Source organism: Paraburkholderia sp. (assembly GCF_026225065.1).
In the GTDB taxonomy this organism is placed as follows: domain Bacteria; phylum Pseudomonadota; class Gammaproteobacteria; order Burkholderiales; family Burkholderiaceae; genus Paraburkholderia.
The window spans coordinates 1-10,040 of the sequence record NZ_JAMFSB010000053.1 but is presented as its reverse complement, the minus strand read 5'-3'; the positions used below and the strand labels follow the sequence as shown (position 1 = coordinate 10,040).

At 61.1% G+C, this 10,040-nt stretch carries 9 protein-coding genes and 1 pseudogene; 2 read left to right on the top strand and 8 right to left on the bottom strand.

The window, feature by feature from the left end:
• Positions 1-146: 146 nt before the first annotated feature.
• From iscR to M0954_RS04240, 5 genes are all read right to left on the bottom strand, one after another.
• Positions 147-677: a Fe-S cluster assembly transcriptional regulator IscR gene (gene iscR / locus M0954_RS04260; RefSeq protein WP_122151493.1), complete on the bottom strand. Its 531-nt coding sequence runs from the start codon at positions 675-677 to the stop codon at positions 147-149.
• A 180-nt stretch (positions 678-857) separates the two neighbouring features.
• Positions 858-1,355 (bottom strand): low molecular weight protein-tyrosine-phosphatase, encoded by a 498-nt coding sequence (locus M0954_RS04255; protein ID WP_297351805.1) that lies wholly within the window; start codon positions 1,353-1,355, stop codon positions 858-860.
• Between the two features lie 122 nt (positions 1,356-1,477).
• Positions 1,478-1,717 (bottom strand): hypothetical protein, encoded by a 240-nt coding sequence (locus M0954_RS04250; RefSeq protein WP_074266013.1) that lies wholly within the window; start codon positions 1,715-1,717, stop codon positions 1,478-1,480.
• Positions 1,718-1,872: 155 nt separating this feature from the next.
• Entirely contained in the window at positions 1,873-3,285 is a 1,413-nt protein-coding gene (locus M0954_RS04245; RefSeq protein WP_297351803.1) for a lactate utilization protein B, read from the bottom strand.
• 27 nt (positions 3,286-3,312) lie between these two features.
• The gene (locus M0954_RS04240) at positions 3,313-4,035 is read right to left on the bottom strand and encodes a (Fe-S)-binding protein (RefSeq protein ID WP_297351801.1); all 723 of its coding nucleotides are present in this window, start codon (positions 4,033-4,035) and stop codon (positions 3,313-3,315) included.
• 192 nt (positions 4,036-4,227) lie between these two features.
• Between M0954_RS04240 and M0954_RS04235 the strand changes: the two genes are divergently transcribed.
• Entirely contained in the window at positions 4,228-5,034 is an 807-nt protein-coding gene (locus tag M0954_RS04235; protein WP_122151497.1) for an IclR family transcriptional regulator, read from the top strand.
• Between the two features lie 78 nt (positions 5,035-5,112).
• Here M0954_RS04235 and M0954_RS04230 read toward each other — a convergent pair whose 3' ends face one another.
• Together M0954_RS04230 and pbpG are read right to left on the bottom strand one after the other, a co-directional pair.
• Positions 5,113-6,444, bottom strand: a complete 1,332-nt coding sequence (locus tag M0954_RS04230; protein WP_297351799.1) for an IS4 family transposase — start codon at positions 6,442-6,444, stop codon at positions 5,113-5,115.
• A 190-nt stretch (positions 6,445-6,634) separates the two neighbouring features.
• Positions 6,635-7,813, bottom strand: coding sequence for a D-alanyl-D-alanine endopeptidase (gene pbpG, locus M0954_RS04225; RefSeq protein ID WP_122151498.1), 1,179 nt, complete (start codon positions 7,811-7,813; stop codon positions 6,635-6,637).
• Positions 7,814-8,618: 805 nt separating this feature from the next.
• On the opposite strand from pbpG, the gene M0954_RS04220 reads away from it, so the two are divergent.
• A complete protein-coding gene (locus tag M0954_RS04220) occupies positions 8,619-9,191 on the top strand; it encodes a phasin family protein (protein WP_123387804.1) in 573 nt (190 codons plus the stop codon).
• A 502-nt stretch (positions 9,192-9,693) separates the two neighbouring features.
• Here M0954_RS04220 and M0954_RS04215 read toward each other — a convergent pair.
• A pseudogene (locus M0954_RS04215) lies at positions 9,694-10,040 on the bottom strand (dihydrolipoyl dehydrogenase); the annotation flags it as partial.

Below are 10,040 nucleotides of genomic sequence, written 5' to 3'. Positions count from 1 at the left end.
TCTTGTCCACCACGCGCGGGTCAACCGGGGTCGTCGCGCTGTAGTCCATGTAAATGGGCAGGTGGGGAATGTCGTTATTCATGAATCGCTCCGGGGACATCATTGCTCTGGCTTCTGGGTTCCGAGTTCGCTTGCTGCGCGGCGCTCTAGGAACCGGCCATGTTAAAAACGGAATTCGGTCCGCGTGGCGCGACCCGGGCGGGTTCGACCGCCGGCGCCTCGCTACGGCGGTCACGCAGCACGGCAGGCGAGCCTTCGCGCGAGCGTTGCTGATCGACCAGATCCTTTAGCGACACCGAATCCAGGTACTCAACCATTTTCTGGTTCAGGGTGGACCACAGTTCGTGCGTCATGCAGTGGCCGTCGTGCTGCTTGGTACCTTCGCACGTGCCTTTGCCGCCGCATTGGGTGGCATCGAGCGGCTCGTCAACAGCAATGATGATGTCGGCGACGGTGACGTTCTCGGCGCGACGGGCCAGATTGTAGCCACCGCCGGGTCCGCGCACCGACTCCACGATCTCGTGGCGGCGCAGCTTGCCGAACAACTGCTCAAGGTAGGACAGGGAAATATGCTGGCGCTGGCTGATACCCGCAAGCGTCACCGGGCCCTGCTCCTGGCGCAGCGCCAGGTCAATCATCGCCGTGACGGCGAAACGGCCTTTCGTGGTGAGTCTCATGATGTTGGGGATCGCAATTCTCGACAAGTTTGGTCAAGTATAAATAGATGAGCAAATTAGTCAAGTATCCCTATTGCGATTTGGGTCATTTGCTTAATTAGGGCGGCGCGCGTGAAAAGCCTGCGGACAGGCCTTGGAGCAAGCCACCACGAACACCCTGAGCATTAAGGCGTTGCGCCCTCAAGGCACCAGTTGCGGATGCAACGCTGCGATCAGGCCCCGGCAAGCTGCCTCGCACTGATCGAGAACCTGCTCGAAGCCTTCCGCACCGCCGAAATAGGGATCGGTCACTTCCCGCTCCCCCGCCCAACGGCTGTCGGCCTCAGGCACGAACTCCATCAACAGACAGATCTTCTCGCGCTGGCCCGGCGGACAGATCCGGCGCAACGCGGCGACGTTGGCGTCGTCCATCGCGATCAGCAGATCGAAACGCTCGAAGTCCGCCGCGCCGATCTGCCTGCCGCGCAAACCGGACAGGTCGTAGCCGCGCCGGGCGGCGGCGCGCTGGGCGCGCTCGTCCGGCACTGAGCCGATGTGCCAGTCGCCGGTGCCGGCCGAATCGATCGCAATGCGTTCGTGTAACTTCGCTTCACCTACCTGATGCCGCATCACCCCTTCCGCGGTCGGAGAACGGCAGATGTTCCCGAGGCAGACAAAACAGATGGAGATGGTTTTCATCAGGGCTCTGGATGCGGCGCATCCGGATGGGTTAGCCAATAGTGCCGCGATTATACAAAGGTGGTGAAAATTTCGCCGCGCGGGCGCGCGCCGGCGCGTTATCCGCGCCATGCGTCAGGTGCTCAGGACGCTTCCGAAGCCTGCACTGAGGTGACCGCCCGCATGGGCTTGACCGGCGCGGCACTATCGTCGCCCACCAAACCATACGAAACAGTTCGCGCCAGCTCCGCCGTGAGCTGCGATGCGCCGAGCGGCGACTGCGAGACCGGGGAGGCGCTCTCGCTGCTGACATACATATAGGCTGCCGCTGCGAACGGCACAAACACGGCCAATGGCCAGTACATCGATATTGTCTTTTTCATGATGTCGTTCTCTTCCGATTGAGGCACCCTGAGCTTGTGACCCACTATGCCTAGCCGAAATCATATAGAACTAATCAATTGGTATAAACCCACCCTAGTGAGATAGAGCGTTGCTCTGGAGATAACAGTGCCAGTCCGCGACGAGGTCGCGCCCTTCAGCCAAGGTGACTGCGCTGCGCGGCGTATAGCTCGCGGAACGTACGACCGACCGGCGCCGGCATATCTCGCGTATTGGTCCAGCCTGCCGCGAGCGGCAGCCGGCCAATGGCCCGTCGGCGCCCGCCCATCTTCTCCAGAACGCGCACCGCCAGCTTGGTAAACAACGCATAGGCATCGGGGTGCAGCGCGAGGAAACCCCACACGGCCAGCCCCGCCCGCTCGCGCCAAGGTCGCAGATGCCGCTCCACCTGCTTCTCGCGCAGCTTGCGCAGCAGGCCCGAAAGCGGAATGCCGACTGGACAGACGCTATCGCATTCGCCGCATAGCGTCGCGGCCTGCGGCAGATCGAGGGCATTGTCGATCCCGACGTAGCTTGGCGTCAGCACCGAGCCCATCGGCCCCGGATAGACCCAGCCGTACGCATGGCCACCAATCTTTTGATACACCGGGCAGTGGTTCATGCAAGCGCCGCAGCGGATACAGCGCAGCATCTCCTGAAAGTCGCCGCCGATCAGCCCCGTACGGCCGCCGTCGACCAGCACCACATACATATGCTCCGGGCCATCCTGATCGCCTGGCCCCCGCGGCCCGGTCAGCACCGAAAAGTAGTTCGAGGTGGACTGGCCGGTTGCCGAGCGCGGCAGCAACCGCATCGCGGTCGCGAGGTCTTCGAGCGTCGGCAGCACTTTTTCGATACCCGTCACCGCCACGTGCACCCGAGGCATCACCGTGCACATGCCCTCGTTGCCTTCGTTCGTCACGAGCGCGACTGAACCGGTCTGGGCCACGAGGAAATTGCCGCCGGTCACGCCCATATCCGCCGTCATGAAGTGCGGACGCAGCACTTCGCGCGCCTCGCGGGTCATGTCGGTAATCTCGGTCAGACGCGGTCGCTGGTGGGTTTTGGCAAACAGATCGGCGATCTCGTCTTTATCCTTATGGACGACCGGCGCGATGATATGGCTCGGCGCTTCGTTGTCGTTGATCTGCAGGATGTATTCGCCCAGATCGGTCTCGATCGACTGCACGCCCATCTGGCCAAGCACTTCGTTCAGGCGCATTTCCTCGGTGACCATCGATTTGGTCTTGATCACCTTCCTGACGTCGTGCCGGCGCGCGATATCCGCGACGAGTTGGGCCGCTTCCCGCGTGGTCTCCGCATATAGCACCGTGACGCCGCGCCGGGTCGCCTCGCGCTCGAAGGTCTCGAGCCAGACGTCGAGGTTTTCCAGCGCACGGTTGCGGAGCTCCTTGAGCGCAGCGCGGGTCGCCGCGAAGTCGATGGCCGTGATCGCGGCCGCGCGGGCGGAGACGAATTTCGTCGACAGCTTGGTGAGGTTCTGCTGCAGACGCTGGTCGGCAAGCTTCTCGCCTGCGCGCGCCTTGAACTGCATCGTTTGAACTTGCATGGCGGCCTTTGGGATTCGCTTGAGGACTTAAACGTCGCCGGCGAGCACCTGCGCGATATGCAGCACGCGCGTGGTGGTGTCGCCCTTGCGGCGCAAACGGCCTTCGATATTGAGCATGCAGCCGAGGTCGCCCAGCACCACCGTGTCCGCGCCGCTCGCGCCGATATTCGCGCATTTTTCGTCGACGATCGCCGTCGAGATATCGCCATACTTGACCGCGAAGGTGCCACCGAAGCCGCAGCAGTGCTCGCAATCCTTCATCTCGGCGACCGTCACACCAACCTGCGCCAGCAACGAGCGCGGCTGCGTCTTGACGCCCAGTTCGCGCAGCCCCGAACACGCATCGTGATAGGTCACCGGTCCCGCGAATTCGCCCGGCGGCAACTGCACCTTGGCGACGTTGACGAGGAAATCGGTCAGCTCGTACACCTTCGGGCGCAAGCGGCCGAAGCGGATCATCATTTCCGGATCGTCGCCGAACAGATCGCCGTAATGCACGCGGATCATGCCGCCGCACGAACCAGACGGCACCACGATGTAATCGAACTGCTCGAACTCCCGCAGCGTTTTCTGAGCCAGATCGCGCGCCAGACGCCGGTCGCCGGAATTGTAGGCGGGCTGCCCGCAGCAGGTTTGCGCTGGCGGCACCATCACCTCGAAGCCGGCGCCCTCGATCAGCTTGATCACCGAGAACCCGATCTCGGGACGCATCAGGTCAATCAGACAGGTGACGAACAAACCGACTCGCATAGGCGCTCCTTCGGGAAAACGTCCCTGATTATCCGCTGTTTATCGAGCAATACCAACGCCAAAACCGGCTAAGACGCCAGGCGGCGAACAGTCGCCGCGGATTCGAAGGCAGCCTCGAACGGCGTTCGCTTTTTTCACAATACGATATACAATCAATTCTCCGCTGTTTGACGCGTCAACCGATTTCTCCCCATGAGCGATACGAACCCGGATCACAAGACTTCGATCCAGGTGATCGAGCGCATGATGCGCCTGCTGGATGCCCTGGCTGCGCATACCGACCCGGTCAGCCTGAAGGAACTCGCGCTAGGCACTGAGCTCCATCCCTCCACCGCGCACCGCATCCTCAACGACATGGTGACGTGCCGTCTCGTCGACCGTTCGGATCCGGGCACCTACCGCCTCGGCATGCGCCTGCTGGAGCTGGGCAATCTGGTCAAGGCACGCCTGTCGGTCCGCGACGCTGCGTTGACACCAATGCGCGAACTGCACCGCCTGACCGGGCAAACGGTGAATCTCTCGGTGCGTCAGGGTGATGAGATCGTCTATATCGAGCGGGCCTATTCCGAGCGTTCCGGCATGCAGGTGGTACGTGCCATTGGGGGACGGGCGCCGTTGCATCTGACTTCGGTAGGCAAGCTGTTCCTCGCGGCAGACGAATCCACCCGCGTGCGCGCCTACGCGACACGCACGGGCCTTTCGGGACACACCCAGAACAGCATTACCGATCTCGCCAAACTCGAACGCGAACTGTTGCACGTACGCCAGCATGCCTGCGCACGCGATAACGAAGAGCTGGAACTCGGCGTGCGTTGCATCGCGGCGGGTATCTATGACGATACCCGCAAGCTGGTCGCCGGCCTGTCGCTGTCCGCACCGGCCGATCGCCTGCAGGACTCATGGCTCGGGCAGTTGAGCAAGACGGCGCTGGTGATCTCCGCCTCGCTCGGATATCAGCCGGAGACGCCGCCCACCAGTGCGCATCATCAGCATGCCTGATTAACTGAGGCGCGTGGCCTGGCGGCTACGAATGGATGCGCCATATGCAAAAAGCCCCGCAAATTGCGGTAATGCCGTTCAGTTAAGGTTCTTTTTCAGGTACCGAACGGTATAGCGTTGAGGGCGAGATTTGACGACCCGGTCGCATGTGCGCCCGGGTCGTTTTTCATTGGTGAGGCGCTTGAGCCGTTCGCGCAGACGCTTGAGGCAGGCGGGCAGTTTCGCGTATGCCGGCGTTACGGCGGCCCACATCATTTCGTGCTGGATGGTGTGGAAGGCGCGCACGAAACTGATGTCAGTGGGCGCGCGCTTCGCCTCCCATGCCGCGCAGGCCATTTCACGGCGAATCAGGTTATAGGCGATCAACGCGCCCCAGATTTCCTGATAGACGCCTTCGACGGTCCGGCTGCGCAGGGTCAGTTCCGTGCCCAGCATCGACTGCTTGAGCTCCCGGTAGCTGGTTTCGATCTGCCAGCGGCGCTCGTAGCAGGCGACGATATCAGCGGGTTTGAAGCGTCGGCGATCACTCAGTGAGGTCAGCAGGACGCGCTCGCGCCCGCGCGCATCGATGGTTCGGATAGCCCTGGCCTCCCAGAATTCAGGCAACGCAGGGCACTTCTTGCGCGCCTGGGGTGAAACGCGCATGCGCACCGTCGCATCATCAGCGGTGCCGGCCATCACATCCCAGCGGGTATTGGTCTTCGCAGGAATCAGGAAGTGGCGGTTATGCCCGTTCATCACCAGGCCGTGCAGGATCTCAGCGGCCATAAAGCCCCTGTCGAACACCGTGAGTGAATCGTCCGGTATCTGCGCCAGCAGGTCTTTGGCGTACACCATTTCGTTGATGCCGTAGCAGCCAAACCTGATGTGGGCTACCCGATGCGTTGGAATCGCCGTCAGCGTCACCGCGCGCACCTGCGGGTAGCTGGCGATCTTGCCGCTGGGATAGACCTGGGCGCCGAAGTGCTCGCGGTTCGCGGGACTGTCGGCGGTACGTAGCGTGGTGCCGTCCATGGCCCACAGGCTCAAGCCCTTGAAGGCGTGGCGGGGCCCGTCCTGCGCCGCCCAGGCGCGTGCAGTCTGTTCAAATAGCCAGGCCAGCGGCGCCTCGCCGACACGCTGGCGCGCCTGCGCCACGGCGCTCTTGCTGACGAACGGCGCGCGCTCGTCGGGCAACGCCAGATCAAGACTGTCGAGCACTTCGCTGATCGACCAGTGCCGGTACATCGCTAGCGCGACCACCAGCCACACAACCTGCTCAGCCGGCAGGCGACGACGCCGGATGCTTGCGGTACCGGTCGCTTCCACCGCACGCTCGATCCATTCGTAGGGTAGATGCTCAGCCAGCCGGCTCAGGTCGGCAACCGGCTCTTGCGCTTCGCGCACGAAGGTAAGGTGACTGGAGAGCATCGCGTCGAAAAGTTAACACTTCGGCGCCCCGTTTACAACCTCTCCAGCCCCACAAACAAAAAATGCCGTTCAGCTCTTAACTGAACGGCATTACCGCAAATTGCGGGGCTTTTTGTTTGCGCTGCCTTACTGCCCTAGGCAGATACCGGGTGCCACGCCGAAGCAGCAACCGTCATGCGCGGCGTCAGGCTCAGGTACCCGCGCCACCAGCGTCGGCACTGGTGATGTGCTGCTCACCACCGTTGTCGAGCCAGTTACGCAGACGCGTCGCATCGGCGAAGCGCGTGTACTTGCCCGACGAATCGAGCAGCACCACGATCATCGGACGGCCGTGAATGGTGGTCTGCATCACCATGCACTCACCCGCTTCGTTGATGAAGCCGGTCTTCTGCAGACCGATATCCCACGTCGGGTTGCGCACCAGCGCGTTCGTGCTGTTATACGCGATCGAACGCTTGCCCGTGTACACCTCGTAGCTGCGATCCGTTGAGAACTCGCGGATCATCGGATACTGATAAGCCGCGTTGACCATCTTCACCAGGTCGCGCGCGCTCGACACGTTTTCGCTCGTCAGGCCCGACGGGCTTTCGAAGTGCGTATCGGTCATGCCGAGTTGCTTGGCCTTCGCGTTCATCGCCGCGAGAAAGGCCGGACGGCCGCCCGGGAAGTAACGCGACAGCGCCGCGGCCGCGCGGTTTTCCGAAGCCATCAGCGCAATGTGCAGCATGTCTTCACGCGAAAGCACCGAGCCGACCGCGAGACGCGAGCCGGTGTTCTTGATGTAATCGCGATCTTCGTCCGTGACTTCGATCTGCTCGGTCAGCGGCGCCTTCGAGTCGAGCACCACCATAGACGTCATCAGCTTGGTGATCGAGGCGATCGGCACCACGGCGCGCGAGTTCTTGTCGAACAGCGACTCGCCAGTGTTTTGATCTACCACATAGGCGACGCTCGAGCGCAAGGCCAGTGCATCAGGCGTGTCGTGCAGGCCGAACGCCTCGCCGACCGTCGGCTGGCGCGGTTCGAACGCGACCTGACGGACCACCGAGTGACGGCGGCCGTTCATCGTGTACGAAACACGATGGCGGCGGCTTTCCACGCGCGGTGCGTCGTCGTCCGCCGCTGCAACCTTCGCGGCTTTGGAAGACTTCGCGGCGACGGCGGAACCTTTACGGGCCGACTTCGCAGTTTTGAGGGTTTTCTTGCCGGATTTGGCAGGGGCTGTAGCGGCGTTAGCCGCTGTGGCCGCGAAAGCGTCGACAGGCGCAGCAAACGCGACTGCGATGACCGCCGAGGCGGCCACCGACATAGCGGTGCTGATGGCCAGGCCATGGATCACTTTTAGCGACGAAAACATGTCGGTTTTCATTGGTGTTCTGTCAGGGGCGGCTGGAGTTTTACGCAAGTGTAGTAAAACCACGAAAAATTAGCAATATTAAGCACTTATCGGCACTCCTTAAACCGGCTTGTAAGATCCGATTGCAGAAAAGCTATAAGCTTTGCGCACTCAATCGAAAAAAACGATCAAGTCCACGGATGTTTGTCGGGGCCGTTATGCGCTCGTTTCGAGCGATGCTCACAGCATAACGGCAATTTAAAGACAACCTTGATCAGGGGAAATACGGTCGGTTCGTGCGCTGCAAAACGCCGCTAGCCGGTGTCCCGTGGGCGTTCCTCAAAGCACCAGCCGATGTACCGACCAGCAGGAAGTTAAGCATCTGCTGCGTATCGGGCCATCGCGCATTCGACCGAGATGCTGGATTAACGTTCCGTGACAGATTCCGGTTTACATCGATTGTTGTTTTGCCGCCTCTTGCATCAAAAAAATTTCCCGTGCCCTGCCCCACTCAGGCGCCCGGAGCAGCGTCTTTTCGTCCACTCGCGCAGCAAAAGCTACCGCTGCAACACGCACCAGCACTGTGCAGCGGTCAATCCGACATGTCTCGTGCATATGTCATATGTGCTTCATAACGCATTGTTTTGTCGAGATATTCTCGATATTGTGCGACGCACAAAAATAGCTTGACATTCGCTGCCACCATCCTAAAATGAGACCTATTGCTGCGATGCACCATGAATCGTAGCGTGATGTGTGATTCAGGTTTCGATGTACCGGATTTACCGTTAACCCAATACGGTCCGCATCAGACGGACCGTCATCCAGGAGCGTAAACATGTCTCTGCTGACCCCCGAGCAAATCGCCGCAGCCCAGAAAGCAAACCTTGAAACCCTCTTCGGCCTGACGACCAAGGCATTCGAAGGCGTGGAAAAGCTGGTTGAGCTGAACCTGCAAGTCGTGAAGTCGACGCTCGCGGAAAGCCAGGAAAATGCGCAACGTGCTCTGTCGGTGAAGGATGCGCAGGAATTTTTCGCGCTGCAGGCTGGCCTCACGCAGCCGCTGTCGGAAAAGGCGCTGTCGTATGGCCGTCACGTGTATGAAATCGTGTCCGCTACGCAAACCGAATTCGCCCGTGTTGCCGAAGCACAGTACGAAGAGCAGAACCGCAAGATGCAATCGCTGGTCGAGAACGTGGCCAAGAACGCACCGGCTGGTTCGGAAACCGCTGTCGCCGTGATCAAGTCGGCTATCACCGCCGCCAACACGACGTACGAAACGGTTCACAAGGCAACCAAGCAAGCTGTGGAAATCGCTGAAAGCAACTTCAATGCAGCCGCCACGGCAGCGTCGAAGGCCGCTTCGCAAGCCGCCGCTCAAGCTTCGCGCTCAACCAAGAAAGCTGTCTAAGCTTCAGCTTAGGCTTCAGTCGGGTGAGACCTGGCGAGCAATCAATTGCTCGCTGGGCTCACCTGAAGCGTGAACAGCATCAGCCTCTCGCGTTTCAACACGCGCCAACCGGTTCGACGGCCGGCGGGCGCTTATCGTAGCAACAGCGTCGTGCAGGCTCGCGTGTTATGCGTGCGCCGCCTGGCCTAACGCTCCGATACGTTGAACAGCGTATCGTTTGCCCGGCGAAGGCCGGGATTTTTTTGCCCCGGCTGCGGCTAGCCTCGCACACGGGGTGGACAAACGAAGCGAGTGACACACAAGCGTGGCGAATGCCCTGCCCCGCTGAAAACAAAACGGCGCGCCCTTTGCGGGGCGCGCCGTTTTGTTTGTGTCGCTGACTTTCGCGGCTGACGTCCTCGGTTCGTCGCTGCGGCTAACTACAGAAACCCGCCCCCACGCGAACCGTGCATCAATCGGCAACGCCGCGCTCGCCAACGAGCGCAAGCGTCCCCTTACCGCCTTACTTCTTTTTCTGCGGCGGCAGATCGGTACAGACGCCTTCATACAGCTCGGCGGCCATGCCGACCGATTCGCCGAGCGTCGGGTGCGGATGGATGGTCTTGCCGATATCGGTTGCGTCGGCACCCATTTCGACCGCGAGACAGACTTCGCTGATCAGGTCACCGGCATTCAGACCGACAATCCCACCGCCGATGACGCGATGCGTTACTTCATCGAAGATGAGCTTGGTGAAGCCCTCATCGCGACCATTGGCGATAGCGCGACCCGAAGCGGCCCACGGGAACACTGCCTTGCCGTACTTGATGCCTTCGGCCTTGCACTGATCTTCCGTCTTGCCGGCCCAGG

Excerpts from the sequence above, each read along its gene's own strand:
- iscR (WP_122151493.1), bottom strand. The coding sequence starts at position 677 with ATGAGACTCACCACGAAAGGCCGTTTCGCCGTCACGGCGATGATTGAC.
- M0954_RS04255 (WP_297351805.1), bottom strand. The coding sequence starts at position 1,355 with ATGAAAACCATCTCCATCTGTTTTGTCTGCCTCGGGAACATCTGCCGT.
- M0954_RS04250 (WP_074266013.1), bottom strand. The coding sequence starts at position 1,717 with ATGAAAAAGACAATATCGATGTACTGGCCATTGGCCGTGTTTGTGCCG.
- M0954_RS04245 (WP_297351803.1), bottom strand. The coding sequence starts at position 3,285 with ATGCAAGTTCAAACGATGCAGTTCAAGGCGCGCGCAGGCGAGAAGCTT.
- M0954_RS04240 (WP_297351801.1), bottom strand. The coding sequence starts at position 4,035 with ATGCGAGTCGGTTTGTTCGTCACCTGTCTGATTGACCTGATGCGTCCC.
- M0954_RS04235 (WP_122151497.1), top strand. The coding sequence starts at position 4,228 with ATGAGCGATACGAACCCGGATCACAAGACTTCGATCCAGGTGATCGAG.
- M0954_RS04230 (WP_297351799.1), bottom strand. The coding sequence starts at position 6,444 with ATGCTCTCCAGTCACCTTACCTTCGTGCGCGAAGCGCAAGAGCCGGTT.
- pbpG (WP_122151498.1), bottom strand. The coding sequence starts at position 7,813 with ATGAAAACCGACATGTTTTCGTCGCTAAAAGTGATCCATGGCCTGGCC.
- M0954_RS04220 (WP_123387804.1), top strand. The coding sequence starts at position 8,619 with ATGTCTCTGCTGACCCCCGAGCAAATCGCCGCAGCCCAGAAAGCAAAC.